We start from the raw sequence: 16,585 nt of genomic DNA on the forward strand, positions 1-16,585 counted from the left end.
ATGGTCGTTTGCTTCGCGGTCATTAGTCATTACGTGGTCATTCATAGCCGTAAAACTTGAATGACCACGTAATAACCATACGATGACTAGCTCATAACCAATCCATACACTATGAACCGCCGAAATTTCAACCAGCTTCTGGGCATGGGTACCGCCGGTATTCTACTGCCCAATCTACCCGCCTTCTCCCGAACTGTCAGTCCGGAAGCGCTGCTCGAACCAGGATTAGACGTAACGACCAAGAAGCGCCTGGCCGATGCGGCCATGAACGCAGCCAAAAGCAAAGGCGCTACGTATACCGATGTGCGCATTGGCCGCTACCTCAACCAGTTTGTCGTTACGCGGGAAGATAAAGTCCAGAATATTGTCAACACTGAATCCTACGGCGTGGGCGTACGGGTCATTGCCGATGGCTGCTGGGGCTTTGCCGCTGTAGTCGATGCGAAAAGTGAAGCCGACATGGCCCGAGCCGCCGAACAGGCCGTTGCCATTGCGAAAGCCAATGCCAGGCTGATGAAGCAGCCCGTTCAACTGGCTCCGCAGAAAGGGTATGGCGAGGTTAGCTGGAAAGCGCCGATCCAGAAAAATGCGTTCGAGGTACCCATCAAAGAGAAAGTTGACCTGCTGCTGGGCGTTAACGCTGCCGCGCTGAAGAACGGAGCCAACTTCGTTAACTCAGTGCTGTTTATGGTCAACGAGCAGAAATACCTGGCCACCACGGACGGTACGTACGCCGACCAGGATATTCACCGCATCTGGCCCCTTTCGACCGTAACGGCGATCGACCCAAAGACGGGCAAGTTTGAAACCCGGCAGTCCTTGAGCGCACCGATGGGCATGGGCTACGAATACCTGCAAACCAACCCCGCCGACAAAGTCACGGGCATTACGACCCGCTACAACAAGGGGTACGACATGCTGGAGGACGTAACGGCAGCCGCCAAACAAGCCCGCGACAAGCATAAGGCGAAGTCAGTTGAAGCCGGTAAATACGACCTGGTTCTGGACCCTTCCCACCTGTGGCTCACCATTCACGAATCCGTTGGGCACCCTCTCGAACTGGACCGGGTACTGGGCTACGAAGCCAACTTTGCAGGTACCAGTTTCGCTACGTTAGACAAATGGAAGTCAAAGAACTTCAACTACGGCAGTAAACAAGTCAATCTGTTTGCCGATAAAACGCAGGTCGGTTCGCTGGGTGCCGTTGGCTACGACGACGAAGGTGTCAAGACCAAACAGTGGGATCTGGTGAAAGACGGAACACTAGTGAATTACCAGGCCATTCGTGACCAGGCGCACATCATCGGCGAGAATGAATCGCAGGGCTGCTGCTACGCCGACAGTTGGAGTTCGGTGCAGTTTCAGCGGATGGCTAACGTATCGCTGGCGGCCGGAAAAACGCCGTTGTCCGTTCAGGACATGATCAAGGATGTCAAGAAAGGCATCTACATCATCGGCGACGGCTCCTTCTCGATCGACCAGCAGCGCTATAACTTCCAGTTTGGTGGACAACTGTTTTACGAGATCAAAGACGGCCAGATTGCCGGCATGCTCAAGGACGTAGCGTATCAGTCGAACACGCAGGAGTTCTGGAACTCCTGCGTTGCGGTCTGCGATGATCGGGACTATCGACTTGGCGGCTCCTTCTTCGATGGAAAAGGCCAGCCACCGCAGTCGAGTGCGGTCTCGCACGGCAGTTCGACGGCCCGGTTCAACGGCGTTAATGTGATCAATACAGCACGAAAAATCTAAAGAGTTATGACGACCCAGAAAAGTCTAAGCAATCTTCAGATAGAATTACTGAAGTTGTATGCCAATGATTTGCCTAATGATCAACTCCAGGATATAAAGCTCATGTTAGCCCGATATTTTGCCAATAAAGCAACGGAAGCAATGGACAAAGTATGGCAGGAGCAAGGTTTAACTGAGCAGGATATGGTAGATTGGTCAAACGAACATAACCGTGCTGCGCATCGTCCTTGACACGAACCTGTTGATAGCTATAATTGGCAGAAAGTCACCATTTAGGTGGTTGTTTGACAGTGTGATTGCAGGTAAGGTAGGGCTTTGTGTTACAACCGAAATTCTTTTGGAATACCGTGAGATTATGGAGCAAAGGAATGGCGTAGAGGTGGCCGAAAACGTAATAAACTTTATTACCGTGATGCCTACTACGGAGCGGATTGAGATTTATTACGCCTTTAACCTGATCACCGACGATCCTGATGACAATAAGTTTGTGGACTGCGCCGTAGCGGCTGATGCGCACTACTTAGTATCGAATGATAGTCATTTCAGCGCATTGCCCCACATAGATTTTCCTAAAATAAGTTGGCTAACTTTAGATGAGTTTACATCTGAATACAAAGCACAACTGACTGCTTAGTCTTAATGAATCGATAATACGTATGTCTATCCTACTTACCGAAGCAGAAGCAAAGGCCCTGTTGACGAAAGTTCTCAGCTACTCCAAAGCCGACGAGTGTGAGGTTAACCTGTTGGGTGAAGAACGGGGCAATCTGCGCTACGCCCGCAACGAAGTGTCGACCAGTGGTTCGCTTATCAATCAAAACATACAGGTGCAGTCGGCGTTTGGCAAGAAGGTCGGGGTAGCTACGATTGACGAGTTCGACGATGCGTCGCTCGAAAAGGTAGTACGCCGGGCCGAAGAGCTAGCAAAACTAGCACCCGAAAACCCCGAATACGTCGGGCTGCTGGGTCCCCAACAGTACATAAAATCAAGCGGCTTTTTTGACTCAACCGCCAGCATTACGCCTGATGCCCGCGCTACGGCCGTGGACAAAAGTTTACAGCTAACGCGAAATGCCAAACTGACGGCGGCTGGCTTTTTGCAGGACAATCGGGGTTACTCGGCCATGATGAACTCCAAAGGGCTGTTCGCCTATTACCCCAGCACGAATGTCAACTTCTCGCTGACGGTTCGCACGGATGATGGCAAAGGCTCGGGTTACGTAGCGCGGGGATTCAGCGATTTCTCAAAGCTGAACACGGCCTCGGCTACCAACATCGCCATTCAGAAAGCGCGGGGTTCGGCGGAGGCACGCGCGATTGAGCCGGGTAAATACACCGTCATTCTGGAGCCAACTGCAGCTGTCGTTTTGCTCGAAAACATCTACTTCAACATGGATGCGCGCTCAGCCGACGAAGGTCGTTCGTATTTCAGCAAAGCCGGTGGCAAATCGCGTCTGGGCGACAAAGTGGTTGATGAGCGGGTAACCATTTACTCCGACCCAACGCATCCAGAACTCCCCGCGTCGCCCTGGTCGGGCGACGGGCGTCCGCAGGAGAAAACCATGTGGATCGAGAATGGCGTGGTCAAAAACCTGTCGTATTCGCGCTACTGGGCACAAAAGCAAGGAAAGAAAGCGGTGCCCGGTCCCAACAACATGATTATGGCTGGCGGCACTACTTCGCTGGAGGACATGATCAGGAGCACCCAGCGCGGCATTCTGGTCACCAAGCTTTGGTACATCCGCGAAGTCGATCCGCAAACGATTCTGCTCACCGGCCTGACCCGCGACGGGACGTTCTATATCGAAAATGGGAAGATCAAGCACCCCGTTAAGAACTTCCGCTTCAACGAAAGCCCAATCATCATGCTCAACAACCTCGAAGCCTTAGGCAAACCCGAGCGCGTGGTCAGCACCGAAACGGACGGCAACTACCTGGTGCCGCCGATGAAGATCCGGGAATTTACGTTCACAAGCTTGTCGGATGCGGTGTAATACCAAACTTTCCCCGAGTATTTACTCGCGGAAAGAACTCAGATACATCTTAGTACGTCTTTAGTATGCCGGTTATCTCCGTGTTCTACGGACTGATTATTAGTCTGTACTATTTTGACAACAAGCAGCACAAGTTGCCTCATGTTCACGTTCGATATAGTGAGATGGAAGGCGTATTTGCAATTGAAAGCGGTGATCTGTTAGAAGGAAAGTTACCTAAAGGAAAGATAAAACTGGTGGAAGCTTGGATCGAAATTCATCGCGAAGACTTGATGGCTAACTGGCAATTAGCAATAAGCGGTCAGCGAGTATTTCCAATAGACCCTCTAAAATGATAGCTATGAATCCGCGTATTACATCCGTAAAGCCACTTAACGATTACCTGCTTGAACTGTTGTTTACTAATGAGGAGCGTCGTTTTTTTGACATGAAACCTTATTTGGGTATCGGCGTCTTTCAAGAACTACGGGACTCATCATTGTTCAATGGGGTTCGAGCGTTCAATGGAAGTATTATCTGGCCTAATGAACTGGATTTAGACCCGGATACACTCTATTTAGACAGTCATCCGGCTAGTTAGCAATGGAGTCTGACTTCGCTTTACTAGTTGGTCTACTGTTCACAACTCAAGCAGCTATCTTCTTTATGAAAGCTGTTGAAATTGATCAGCATGGACATAAGACAACCGGCAAAGTCATAGATGTATTAGAGACATCAGAGTGGCAGCTTGGTAAATTAGGATACCAACCAGTTATTCAGTTTTTGGACGAGAGTGGGCGCTTACTTGAGCGTAAACTAGAGATGGCCACAACCGCATCTTGGTTTTGGGAAAAAGAGCAAACCGTCTCCATTACGTATTACCAAGGTAAAGTTTACCTGACTAGTTTCGGTTGGATGCTGCTTTACATGATTTTCGTTCTAATTGGAGTCGGTATGGTTTCCTACAACCTAATTATTCGCTATTTCTAATACGTTTTGTTTACAAACGCCTATGCTCGAATCACGTGTTCATGATCTTCTTGAAGCGCCCGATGCGAAAATAGTCATCGAACGGGCACAGGCTATCCTCGCCGACGAAGCCGAACGTCGCCGGTCGTTTCGGGAGTGGCTGCGTGATGACGTAAAAGCCGAATTCATCAACGGCGAAATCATCATGCACTCGCCGGTAAAACGGCGTCATCTGGATGCTACGCAAAATCTGCTGACACTATTAAGGGTGTATGTTCTTCTGCATGATTTGGGAGCAGTTGACTCAGAGAAGGCGCTGGTGGGTCTGACACGTAACGATTATGAGCCGGACATCTGCTACTGGAATAGCGAAACAGCCAGTTCGTTCGAGGACGATCAGATGGAACATCCCGCTCCCGATCTAATCGTTGAAGTCTTATCAAAAAGCACGACCGGTCGCGACAGGGGCGTTAAGTTTGAGGATTATGCGGCCCACGGCGTTCAGGAGTACTGGATTATCGACCCGGTCCGAAAATCGGTTGAACAGTACACATTAGATGAATCAACAATGGCGTTTGCGTCGGCCGCGACGTTATACAGTCATGATACGTTGGAGGCCTTGACGGTTCCTAACTTTATCATTCCGGTGCAGGCTTTTTTTGATAAACAAGCGAATATGGAAACATTACAGAGTCTGATTACGAAATAGAACTGGTAATGTTTTTTAACACCTCAACAGTTTGAAACCCTTCATCTTCACTCGTATTCAATACACCTCCGGCGACTGGGATACCGACCAGCGGATGCCCGTTAATCTGCTGCACTCACTGGTTGAGTACACTTCGATTCCAGTTGACCAGAAAGAGAAGGTCGTACAGTTAAGTAGCCCGGATTTATTTAAAAGTCCGTTTTGTTACCTCAGCGGTCATAAGCTGGTCGAGTTTTCGGGGCAGGAGCGGGATCACTTCCGACGTTACGTTCAGAATGGCGGTTTCGTGTTTGTTGACGACTGCAACCACGATGTCGACGGCTTATTTGCCAGATCGTTCGAGCAGGAGATGGCCCGCACCTTTGGGCCGAAAGCCTTACAGAAGATTCCGAATAACCATCCGCTCTATACCTGTTTTTTCAAGTTTGACGATGGCCCTCCAACTACGTCGTTTGAGTTGAATGGCTGGGGCGACGATCTGGTACACGACTACCTGAAAGCCGTCACGATTAATGGACGTATCGGCGTTTTATACAGCAACAAAGACTACGGCTGCGAGTGGGATTACGATTTCCGGAATAAACGCTTCCTCGCCGAAGACAATACCAAGTTTGGCATCAACATCGTGACCTACGCCTTAACAGCGTAGTAACAGCTGCCAAATGCATGAAGAGACAACCTGATAAATTGGAGATTTTGGAATCAACAGACTTAACCCACTACAAAACCCTGGTAGCCAAACTGCCGCAGTTACGCAAAGAGATTGGAAAGGTCATTATCGGACAGCAGGAGGCCATCAGCGAAGTGCTGATTTCGCTCCTGGCAGGCGGTCACTGCCTGCTCGAAGGAGTTCCCGGACTGGCCAAAACACTCATGGTCAAAACCATGTCCGACGCGCTGGCTATGCGGTTCAAACGCATCCAGTTCACCCCTGACCTGATGCCGGGCGACATCGTCGGTACGGAGATCCTGGAGGATGATCACGAAACAGGCCACAAAGTCTTTGTCTTCAACAAAGGACCTCTGTTCGCCAACGTAGTGCTGGCCGACGAAATCAACCGGACTCCGCCCAAAACGCAGGCGGCCATGCTCGAAGCGATGCAGGAATACAAGGTTACCTACGGCGGCAACGACTACCCATTGCCCCGTCCGTTCCTGATCATTGCTACGCAGAACCCCATTGAGCAGGCGGGTACGTATCCCCTACCCGAAGCGCAGCTCGACCGGTTTCTGCTGTATATCAAGCTGAGTTATCCGTCCGAGCGCGAAGAACTCGACGTATTGAAAAGTACGACGGGAACAAACCGGCCTGAGCTACACACGGTCCTCTCCGATCAGGACATCATTGATCTGCAAAGCCTGACCCGGCAGGTTCATATCAGCGACGAGCTCATTGAGTACATTAACCGCCTGGTACGGGCAACCCGCCCACAAGACAGTCCTTCAACCTTTGTGAAACAATGGGGTGAATGGGGCGCGGGCCCTCGGGCTGGTCAGGCCCTGGTGCTTTGCGCCAAAGCCCGCGCCGTGCTGAACGAACGGTTTTCGGTGATTCCGGAAGACATCAAAACGCTAGCGTTTCCCGTGCTCCGTCATCGGATCACGCTGAATTTCCGGGCCGAAGCCGAGGGCGTTACCACGGATAAGGTGATTAGCGAGTTGCTGCAGTCTGTTAAATAACCGCTGGCGCTTATCACTGACTTTCCTGTTAAGGCTCTATGCTAACGACTGACCTCATTAAACTGAATAACCTGCAACTGGCCGGAAAACTGGTCAGCGATGAGCTGTTGCTGGGTATACAGACCAGTCGCCGATCAGGTATAGGTACCGAGTTTGAACAATTTCGGCATTACACGCCGGGCGACGACCCAAAACGGATTGACTGGAAGCTATTTGCCAAAACGAGTCAATATCTGGTCCGCGAATCGGCTACCGAAAGCAACCAGCAGGTTCGGCTGCTGCTCGACCTATCGGGCTCGATGAACTATACCGAAGCGAATATTAGCCGGTTAAACTACGCCAAACTTTTGCTGGCCTCGCTGGCATATCTCGCTAACCGCCAGGGCGATCAGCTAAGCCTGTACACGCTGCTGCACGGCAGCGTACAGACCCTGGTTCCCGCGGGCAGACAGGCGTTTCAGAAAATTGTGGCTATGCTCGAACAGGCCAAGGCATCGGGAAGCTGGCAAAACGAGGGAACATCGTTCCCGGAGTTCAGCCGAAAGCAAAGCGAACTGCTTATCATAGCCTCCGATTTCTTACAGGTGAACGATGAGTGGCTCCGTCTCATTCGGAGCGTAGCCGGGCCGCGTCGGGAGATTGTTATTTTTCAGATCCTGGGCGATCAGGAGCTTGATTTCAACCTCAGCGGCTTTTACCGATTCCAGGACCTGGAGACCGGTAAAGAAGTTGAATTGCAAGCCGATGCAGTGCGCGAAACGGTGCAGCAGAGAGCTTCGGACTACATGACTTCGCTGGAAGAGGGCCTGCGTATTCCGCACGTTCGGCTCATCCGCACTCGGTTGAGCGACCCGTTGGCCCTGGTACTGAAAAAATTCTTGATCAGTTAATGTATCATGCAGTTTGTTGAGCCGTATTTATTGTGGGGAGCCTTGGCCGTAGCCATTCCGGTGGTCATCCACTTCTGGCACCAGAAGCGAGGAAAGCTATTGCCCTGGGCGGCCACCCAATGGCTTACCGAAAAAGATCAGCAGCAGAGTCGGGGACTGCGGCTTGATAACATCGCTTTGCTGATTGTTCGCTGCTTACTTTTACTGCTGGTAGCTCTTTTACTGAGTCAGCCCGTTCTCCACTGGTTCGATCAATCGAAAGCGAGTCAGCGCATCCATCTGGTGCAGCCCAGCACCCTGGTTGCGAATAATTTTAAGTTCGAACTCGACGAAGCACAGAAGAAAGGCGAATCCGTTTACTGGATACATGACCAGTTACCCGTTTATACCACGCCCCTTAGCAGTCTCGCCAATTCGACGCAATTCAATGCGCTGACGTTACAAACAGCCATCAATCAACTGCCTTCCGAAACCACCGAGCTACATACGTATCTGGTCAACGATCAGGAACTGGCAGACCTACCGGCCATCACAGTTCCCGCTACGTTTCAATTGCACAGTGTGCCGGATTCAACAACCCCGGCACGGCCTTATCTTGCCGTTCGAGCCAATAAAAAGCTGTTCGTAAATCGAGCTGGTAAGTTGACGAGTAACGAAACGCTTGACCCAACGGTAAAATTTCGGCCGACTCCGGCGCTTACGGGCAGTGTGCGCGTACTACTCAGCTACCGTAATTTACGCGAACGACAAACGGTCAAAGCGGCCCTGGCTGCGTTAAGTGATGTGTATGCCCTTGATCTGATCATCGATGAAAGACCGGCCCCAAACCAAGCGTATAACTGGGTACTGACGGATCAGACCGCGCTGGCGAACCGAACGGCCCCGCAAACGCTTTATATCGTATCGGGTCCGGATCAGGCTGTGGCGACGAACAATGTTATTTATACGAACGAAACGTTAACGCCACAAACGTCAGAACGGGTGGCGTCGGGCCAGTTGCCGGAGTGGCTTGGGCAACAATTCATTCAGCAGTATGTCCTCAACCCTACTCATCAGCCCCTGAGCCAGTCGGCGCTGAACGCCTTATTTATTCCATCGCCCAAACGTAACGTAACGCAACAGGCCGGAATTCAACAGGCACTGTTGCTGCTGCTGACCGTTTTACTCGTGCTTGAACGCTGGCTTGCTTTGACCAAAAACGCATGAAGGAAATCAACCGCCTTATATCGTCTGTTACGTATCAGCTTTACGCCAATGCGTTGCTGCGGTCTGGATTACTGGCTGTATCCGCTTACCTGCTGACGGCGACCTTTGTTACGTCCCCAATCTGGTCCATTCTGGCCGGGTTTGCCGGGCTGGGCGTGGGTATTTTTCTGAGTCGGCTTTATCAGGACAAGAAGCCCCAGGCGATCCGGTTGATTCATCAAACCGTTGGTGATGTAGAGTATAGTTTACCACTCCTGACAAAATCACCGCTAAACCTGGCCGAACGGCTGCAACTCGAACGCCTGGGTGAGCAGGTACAGAACGTCCGACCTCCGCAGGTGGTGTTGTCAAAAGCAGGATTATATGGAGCGGTATTACTAGCGGCCCTGGCTATCCACATTGGCTATCCTTTGCTCGATAAGAATCCGCAGGCTCCGCAGAAACAGGCCCTCCTGTCGGCAGTTGACAGAGCGCGTGAGCCGGTTGTGCCCTCGTTTCGATCAGCCGATTTACGCGTTCAGCCTCCGGCGTATACCCGACTGCCCGAAATCAACTCCGGTAACCTCAACGTATCAACGATTGTGGGAGCAGCACTGACCTGGCGGCTCAGGTTTAGCGATCAGGAGCAGGTAACCGTGCGGTTGGTCAACAGCCGCGGTCAGGAATTAGCCTTTCGCCAGACTGGAGACGTATTTACGTATCAGGACCGGCTGGTGAGTTCGGGCTTGTACGCCATTAAAGCTTACTGGCACGATAAAAAGCGGGATCGGGACTCGTTGATCTATCAATCCGACTTTTACCGGCTCGAAGCCAAACCCGATTTAGCGCCGAAGATCGAGCCGGAAGCTAAAGAGCTCTACCGCTTTCATTACCTCAAAGATTCAAAAACACTAACCGTAGCCGCAAAATTCACGGACGATTTCAACGTATCACAGGCCTTTATGGTGGCCACCGTAGCCCGTGGTTCGGGCGAGAACGTGAAGTTCCGGGAGGTACGCATGCCGCTTGGACAGGCGAATTTCAAAGAGGCACGACTCAGCAAAACGCTTGATCTGAACGCCTTGAACTTTGCGCCCGGCGACGAACTATATTATTACTGGGCCGCATTCGACAATCGCCAGCCCGACCCAAACTTCACAAAGTCGGACACCTACTTTATTGTTTATAAAGACACGACTCAGGTCGAAGAAAGTGCTCTGGCCACGATGGCGGTGAATATTATGCCGGAGTACTTCCGGAGTCAGCGGCAGATCATCATCGATACGGAGAAATTAATTGCCGGCCGGAAAAAGATACCTGTAAAGTCGTTCAACAGTATGTCGAACGAGGTCGGTTTTGATCAGAAAGCCTTACGGCTGCGGTACGGTCAGTTCCTGGGCGAAGAATTTGAAACGTCAATTGGTGGCGGGCACGCTGGCCCGGCCGATGACGACGAAAATCCGCTGGCGGGCTACATGCACGATCACGACAAAGGCGAGGGTGAGCACGGGGCTGAGCACCATAAGGACGAGCACGAGGAACACGGCCATAACCACGATCACGGTGGCGGCACTGCCGATGACAGTAAAGACCCGCTGGCCGCGCTGATGGAGCAGTACATGCACTCCCACGACAACGCCGAAACCAATACGTTCCATGAGCAATCGACGCGCAGCCTGCTGAAGATGGCGTTGGAAAACATGTGGCAGTCGGAGCTGCATCTGCGTCTGTACGAACCCGAAAAAGCCCTTCCGTTTGAGAAGAAAGCCTTAGAATACCTGAAGCTATCGCAGCAAAAAGCCCGGTCGTACGTAAAGAAAACGGGCTTCGATCCGCCCCCAATCAAAGAAAAAGAAACCCGACTGACAGGCGAGCTGAAGAACGTAACGTCTGCGTTTAAACAGGAACGTGCCTACAGTCAGGAACGTATCGAATTGTTGGTGGCGCAGGTATTGGGCTATATTGAACTCAAGACGCTTACCGCGCAGCAACGCCAATCCGTGCAGCAGCTGGGCAATGCATTGGCTGATCGGGTCGTCAACAGTGGCCTGCAAAACTGGTCGGTACTGGCCTCGCTGCAAAAGATGGCGGGCGGAAAGCCTGTTTCTGATCAGGAACGCACGCAGTTGAAAACAAAGCTTTACGCCTTAAGTGGGGCAACCGAACGTACTGGTCCAGCTTACGTGAGCGATCAACGCCTGCGAAAAGCGTTCTGGCGGCATTTAAAGTAATAAGTTCTGTATTTTTCACCGGATGTGGCCACTGGTACGCCAGCCCGGACAGATTACACTGAATGCATACATCAATAAACTGGAGTGAACCTATTAATTGGGTTATTGGGCTCGTTCTGTTCGTACTGATCATTGGTCAGCTAGGGCTGATTGTCCGCAATTCAACCCTGTCGACGGAGCGTAAATGGATTCGGGCCGGGCTGAATCTGTTGCTTTGGCTTCTGCTGGCTGGGTACTTCCTTCAAATACGCTGGCCGAAGTCCCATCCCGCTACACATGTGCTCCTGGTTGGCAATGAGGTGCCTGGCGAGTTTGTGCGGCACGTCAGGGACAGTCTGCGGATTCGCGACAGCTTCTCGGCCCGAAACCTGAAAGCCACTTACGACTCCGTTACGTTGGTAGGGCAGGATTTTCCGGCAGCCACCCTTGCTCAACTTAGCCAGACGGCTCTGCACTGGATTCCCTATAACCAGCCCGATCGGGTTAGTGACCTGCGGTGGAAAGGTTTTCTTCAGCAGGGCGAGTTACAGCACGTAACAGGCCGAATCTGGTCGTCGGGTAATCAACGGCTTGCCCTTCGCTACGGAAATCGTACGCTGGACAGTGTCAAGCTGCACACGGGCGCTAATACGTTCGCTCTCCAGTTTCCGGCCTTCGCTCGTGGACGTACGCAGGCGGAGTTAACCCTTGGCGGTTCGTCCATCGCTACACTGCGCTTTTTCTCCCGGCCAACGCAGCCCTTGACTGTCCAGTTTATCGTAAACGGCCCCGACTTCGAGAGCAAGACACTGGCGAACTGGCTCGGCAAACAGGGCCATACCGTGCAGCTCACCACGTCACTCTCAAAGAACATAACCAGCGACGTTCGCATTAATAAGTCGGGCAAGTCACCGTCAAAAACCCCGGATCTTATCGTTACCGAGCCAAGTGAGGCTGGCAGTGCAATCATACGAAAAGCCATTTCCGAAGGCAAGTCGGTGCTGTTCACTAGCCTGACCGATCCCGAAGCCGACTGTCGGGTGATCAATCAGGCAATGGGCAGCCGGTGGCAGGTTCGCAAAACATCGAATGAACCCCTTGTTCCCATTAGCGAGGGCTTAACGGCGTTGCCCTATCGCTTTGCCGATGCCGCCAATCAATTTACCGTTGTGGGTTACCCGGTCGCTGTCCAGCAAACGGCGGGTCGGGTGGGGGTTAGCTTACTGAGCGAAACCTTTCCCCTATCGCTTAGTGGTGATACCGTTACGTATAACCGCATCTGGACAGCCGTACTGGCCCGGCTGACGGGCCCAAACCGAAACACCGTTCAAATCGACGCACCCGTTTACAAAGGCTTGCCAAATCCAATTCTGGTGAATAATCCGAGCCGAAAGCCCTCAACGATGTTGGTTGGGCCGGATACGGTTCGGCTTACGACCGCGCCGGTAAATGAACAATCCGCACAAGGCTTACTTTTCCCTAGTCAGACAGGCTGGCAGCCCGTGGCTGATACCCTGGCGATTTACGTCAGTGGGTTAAATCCAGCCGATCAGGTGGCTCAGCGGAAGGTTGTAAGTCAGTTTGTGCGTGCCCACGCACGCTACCAGACAGCCTCATCTGCAAACGAAGCGACGATAACCTACGCTGAACTGCCGGAATGGGCGTGGCTGGTTCTTTTTCTTGCCTGTCTGACAGTGCTATGGGTTGAGCCAAAGTTGTCGTAACCGTACGCGACAACGCTACGTTACTCATTAACAGGAGTCACCTGGATTTATTCTTTGTTGAGAAACTCAACAGACTACTCGGCAACAAAGGTGTTACGGATATTCAACGTGAATTAAGTGCGATCCAGAATTCACCTGGCTTAGGTAATAGACAAAATTGGTCTGGAATTGCGTACCTTATCGCGGCAAAAGAACACCCCATGAAGCTGTTTCTTAAGAGCTTACCGCCCTCCCGCGCTGCCTATACGGATCATGATGAGGCCGTGGTAATCTCCTGTTTTTTTAACCCCACCCGTTCTCCTTATCGCCTGAAGGTTTTTCATCAATGGTACGAAACGATAAAGCATCTGAATCACCGAATTATTGAACTTGCGATTGGCAATGCGGCTTATGAGCTTCCCGAATCGCCGTGGATTGAGCGGCTCAGAACCGGTACGCTGCTCTGGCATAAAGAAACGCTGCTCAACAAGATCATCGAAAAGCTGCCCGACCGTTTCAAGTACGTTTTCTGGATCGACGCCGACGTTCTGTTCACCAACAAAAACTGGCTGGTGAATAGCGTTCAGCAGTTCGGATCCGGCCTGAACGTGTTGCAGCCTTTCGAGTATTGCGTTCACTTGAACCGTGACGAAACCGAGCCTTCCTATTGGCTGGAAAAAACGACAGCCTGGTCATATCTGAAAAGGCAAGAGAAAAATATATGGCGGTCCTACAGTGCTAACTTTGCCGATCAGGGTCGGCACATCTTCAATCAGTCGTATGATGAACGAGGACATGTTGGATTAGCCTGGGGAGCCCGTCGGGAATTACTTATCAAGCAACCTTTATTCGATCGAGCCTTGATTGGCGGGGGCGATGGTATTATCGCCTATGCATCGGCGGGAGATATTGTAAACAAGTCCATTCGGGAGTCGTTTAAACACCCGCAGGAGTTGGCTTACATCGCGGAGTGGCAGACCGAATGGTTCAGACGGGTTCAGGGTAAGGTAGGATACGTACCCGGTAACTTGTACCACCTTTGGCATGGCGATCTGAAGAAACGCAATTATTTAAAGCGCGTTCAGGATTTTACGCCAAAAAGCACAGCTATCCAGAAACGGGACGAAAACGGCTTTTACCTAAACACCGACCCCGATGCAGTGGCCTATATCCATCGTCATTTTCAGTACCGGGAAGCAGCCGGCTCCGGTGAAATCAAAGCGGTAAACATTGGCGGTACAGATTCTGGTGGCGGGCAGAGTGACCCAACTATGGCCGGTTAGCCATTCACTTGTGCGCTTTTACACAAGAACGTCCGACTGTTAATTACAGTCGGACGTTCTTGTTAATGACATCTGGCAGGCACTACGTAACAGCCTACGGCTTAACCACTTTCACACTCTGCCGCTGAGCAGGCAGCCCGGCATTGCCTTCGCTTATTGCCTGCAAAACATACACTCCTGAGCTATATGCCTGCATATCCCAATCGATCAGTTGTTGACTGTCAGCTTGCTGCCAGCGTTGTTGACGGATAGGCTTACCGCTTAAATCAACCAGTTCAAGTTGCAGCGTACGTCCCTCAGCCCCGCGCACTACGGCTCGTATGCGGTCCTCCTGGATGGGGTTAGGCGCTAGATCTACCTGCAAGGGGATTTCCAGACTCGCCACCTCTCTGGCCCGGCAGCTAGCATCTACCGTTAAGCGGTATGGGCCGTAGACCCTGACGGTGCCTGAGCTGTAGGTGACTTTTAGATAGAAGTTACCCTGGGTATTACTCTGCGCATTAATTAACGTAAGACTTGCTGTAGCCGTCCCCCGAAACAGTTGAGGTGTCTCCATGAGCTTGGGTGTAGTGAGACTATTCTTGTACCACTCGTACTTCATAGGAGCACCCTCCACCGCTACGTTAATCACCGCCGTTCCGCCCCGGCATACGGTGGGGTTGTTACCACCTAATACCGTCGTGGAGGCTATCGTGCTACAGCCGTTGTCCTGTCGAGTCACCGTCACTGAGTAGACGCCCGCCGTGTTGACCGTAGCCGTGTTGCCACTACCTGGGTAAACGGCTCCATTGCTGAAGGTATAGCTGTAGCCTTGCCCTGCTGTAGCGCTTAGGGTAACGCTGGTGTTGGTAAACGACAAGGGGCCGTTGTTAGTCAGGTCGATAGTGGGTCCATCCAAGCTGAAGCCTACTTCGGTTGTAGCCGTAGCGGTGCAGCCATTAGTGCCGCTTACCGTGACCGTGTAGGAACCCGCACTGGTCACCGTAGCCAGAGAACTTCCATCCTGAGTGATAGGGTTAGCGCCTGTAAAGCTGTAGTTCAGTGGGCCGCTGGTGCTACTTCCAGCAGTAAGCTGGACGGTGGTCTTGGCACAGGTCAGGGGCCCGTTGTTAGTCAGCGTTACGTTCTCAGGAGCCGTTGTATTACTTTCTACGGTTACTGTTTGAGTAGCACTGCAGCCGTTATTATTTCGAGTAGCCGTCAGGGTATACTCTCCAGGCTTGCTGACAGTGGCCGTGCTGGCTGAGTAACTCTGGTTTCCTGGTCCGGTTATAACCAGACTCGGATTACCAACACCGCCACTGCTAGCGTTTAACTCCGCTGTTGGCTGAGCGCAGGTCAGTACATTGCTTACACTTAGGCTTAGGTTGCGGGGCGGATCAGTGTTGATTTCCACCAGGGTCGTAGCCGTAGCGGTGCAGCCCTGAGCGTTGGTGATCAGAACAGTGTAGTTGCCGGGTTGGTTGACGGTGGCCGTCCGACTGCTGGTCCCATTGGTTTGAGTAGCCGAGGAGGGCCCAGTAAAGACATAGGTAGCGTTGTTACCAGCCGAAGGTACGGTCAACCGAACGCTGGTTTGCGTACAGGTCAGAGGCCCATTGTTATCCAGTACGTTCTCAGGAGCGGCTGTATTGCTTTCCACCAGGGTCGTAGCCGTAGCGGTGCAGCCCTGAGCGTTAGTCACCAGCACGGTGTACTCCCCAAGCTGACTGGTGGTGGCCGTCCGGCTGCTAGTGCCAGTAGGCTGACCGAAAGGTTCAGGTCCACTGAAGGCATAAGTAGCGTTGTTTCCAGCCGAAGAGACAGTCAATCGAACGCTGGTCTTAGCGCAGGTTAGGGGGCCATTGTTATTCAGGGTTATGTTCTCAGGAGCAGCTGTATTGTTTCCCACCAGGGTCGTAGCCGTAGCGGTGCAGCCCTGAGCGTTAGTCACCAGCACGGTGTACTCCCCAGGCTGACTGACAGTGGCCATCCGACTGCTGGTCCCATTGGTTTGAGTAGCCGAGGAGGGCCCAGTAAAGACATAGGTAGCGTTGTTACCAGCCGAAGGTACGGTCAACCGAACGCTGGTTTGCGTACAGGTCAGAGGCCCATTGTTGTTGACAGAAACGGTGAAACTGGAGCAGTTCGTCTGAGCATGAACGGTGGTTAGTCGTCCTGTCACACAGGTCAGCAAGAGGAGAGATGTAAAGATATGTTTCATAAATAAGCAGTTATTTTAAGTATTAATA

16 protein-coding genes are annotated in these 16,585 nt (G+C 52.0%); 15 read left to right on the top strand and 1 reads right to left on the bottom strand.

The window, feature by feature from the left end:
• Positions 1-111 precede the first annotated feature (111 nt).
• The 15 genes from ACYVBJ_RS23045 (at position 112) to ACYVBJ_RS23115 (ending at position 14,354) form a co-directional block, all read left to right on the top strand.
• On the top strand, positions 112-1,752 hold the full coding sequence (locus ACYVBJ_RS23045; protein WP_460984651.1) for a TldD/PmbA family protein: 1,641 nt from the start codon (positions 112-114) through the stop codon (positions 1,750-1,752).
• Between the two features lie 6 nt (positions 1,753-1,758).
• Complete coding sequence (locus tag ACYVBJ_RS23050) at positions 1,759-1,983, top strand: hypothetical protein (protein ID WP_460984652.1); 225 nt, start codon at positions 1,759-1,761, stop codon at positions 1,981-1,983.
• Positions 1,964-2,386, top strand: a complete 423-nt coding sequence (locus ACYVBJ_RS23055; RefSeq protein ID WP_460984653.1) for a putative toxin-antitoxin system toxin component, PIN family — start codon at positions 1,964-1,966, stop codon at positions 2,384-2,386. The genes ACYVBJ_RS23050 and ACYVBJ_RS23055 overlap by 20 nt, the downstream gene beginning before the upstream one ends.
• A 22-nt stretch (positions 2,387-2,408) precedes the next feature.
• Positions 2,409-3,746, top strand: a complete 1,338-nt coding sequence (locus tag ACYVBJ_RS23060) for a TldD/PmbA family protein (protein ID WP_460984654.1) — start codon at positions 2,409-2,411, stop codon at positions 3,744-3,746.
• A 65-nt stretch (positions 3,747-3,811) separates the two neighbouring features.
• Positions 3,812-4,081: a type II toxin-antitoxin system toxin DhiT gene (gene dhiT, locus ACYVBJ_RS23065; RefSeq protein ID WP_460984655.1), complete on the top strand. Its 270-nt coding sequence runs from the start codon at positions 3,812-3,814 to the stop codon at positions 4,079-4,081.
• Positions 4,082-4,086: 5 nt separating this feature from the next.
• Positions 4,087-4,326, top strand: coding sequence for a DUF2442 domain-containing protein (locus tag ACYVBJ_RS23070; protein ID WP_460984656.1), 240 nt, complete (start codon positions 4,087-4,089; stop codon positions 4,324-4,326).
• Positions 4,327-4,391: 65 nt separating this feature from the next.
• Positions 4,392-4,715, top strand: coding sequence for a hypothetical protein (locus ACYVBJ_RS23075; protein WP_460984657.1), 324 nt, complete (start codon positions 4,392-4,394; stop codon positions 4,713-4,715).
• A 22-nt stretch (positions 4,716-4,737) separates the two neighbouring features.
• Entirely contained in the window at positions 4,738-5,403 is a 666-nt protein-coding gene (locus tag ACYVBJ_RS23080; protein WP_460984658.1) for a Uma2 family endonuclease, read from the top strand.
• A gap of 31 nt (positions 5,404-5,434) precedes the next feature.
• Positions 5,435-6,052 carry a DUF4159 domain-containing protein gene (locus ACYVBJ_RS23085; protein WP_460984659.1) on the top strand — a complete coding sequence of 206 codons (618 nt, stop codon included), beginning with the start codon at positions 5,435-5,437 and terminating at the stop codon, positions 6,050-6,052.
• A 47-nt stretch (positions 6,053-6,099) separates the two neighbouring features.
• The gene (locus tag ACYVBJ_RS23090; protein ID WP_460985265.1) at positions 6,100-7,083 is read left to right on the top strand and encodes an AAA family ATPase; all 984 of its coding nucleotides are present in this window, start codon (positions 6,100-6,102) and stop codon (positions 7,081-7,083) included.
• A 38-nt stretch (positions 7,084-7,121) separates the two neighbouring features.
• Positions 7,122-7,973 carry a DUF58 domain-containing protein gene (locus tag ACYVBJ_RS23095; protein WP_460984660.1) on the top strand — a complete coding sequence of 284 codons (852 nt, stop codon included), beginning with the start codon at positions 7,122-7,124 and terminating at the stop codon, positions 7,971-7,973.
• A 6-nt stretch (positions 7,974-7,979) separates the two neighbouring features.
• Complete coding sequence (locus ACYVBJ_RS23100; RefSeq protein WP_460984661.1) at positions 7,980-9,179, top strand: BatA domain-containing protein; 1,200 nt, start codon at positions 7,980-7,982, stop codon at positions 9,177-9,179.
• Positions 9,176-11,389, top strand: a complete 2,214-nt coding sequence (locus tag ACYVBJ_RS23105; protein WP_460984662.1) for a hypothetical protein — start codon at positions 9,176-9,178, stop codon at positions 11,387-11,389. Before ACYVBJ_RS23100 ends, ACYVBJ_RS23105 begins: the two co-directional genes overlap by 4 nt.
• A 62-nt stretch (positions 11,390-11,451) precedes the next feature.
• Positions 11,452-13,092: a hypothetical protein gene (locus ACYVBJ_RS23110; protein WP_460984663.1), complete on the top strand. Its 1,641-nt coding sequence runs from the start codon at positions 11,452-11,454 to the stop codon at positions 13,090-13,092.
• Positions 13,093-13,292: 200 nt separating this feature from the next.
• Positions 13,293-14,354 carry a hypothetical protein gene (locus ACYVBJ_RS23115; protein ID WP_460984664.1) on the top strand — a complete coding sequence of 354 codons (1,062 nt, stop codon included), beginning with the start codon at positions 13,293-13,295 and terminating at the stop codon, positions 14,352-14,354.
• A 94-nt stretch (positions 14,355-14,448) separates the two neighbouring features.
• Here ACYVBJ_RS23115 and ACYVBJ_RS23120 read toward each other — a convergent pair whose 3' ends face one another.
• A complete protein-coding gene (locus tag ACYVBJ_RS23120) occupies positions 14,449-16,557 on the bottom strand; it encodes a T9SS type A sorting domain-containing protein (protein WP_460984665.1) in 2,109 nt (702 codons plus the stop codon).
• Positions 16,558-16,585: the final 28 nt, after the last annotated feature.

It is taken from the genome of Spirosoma fluminis (assembly GCF_054778895.1).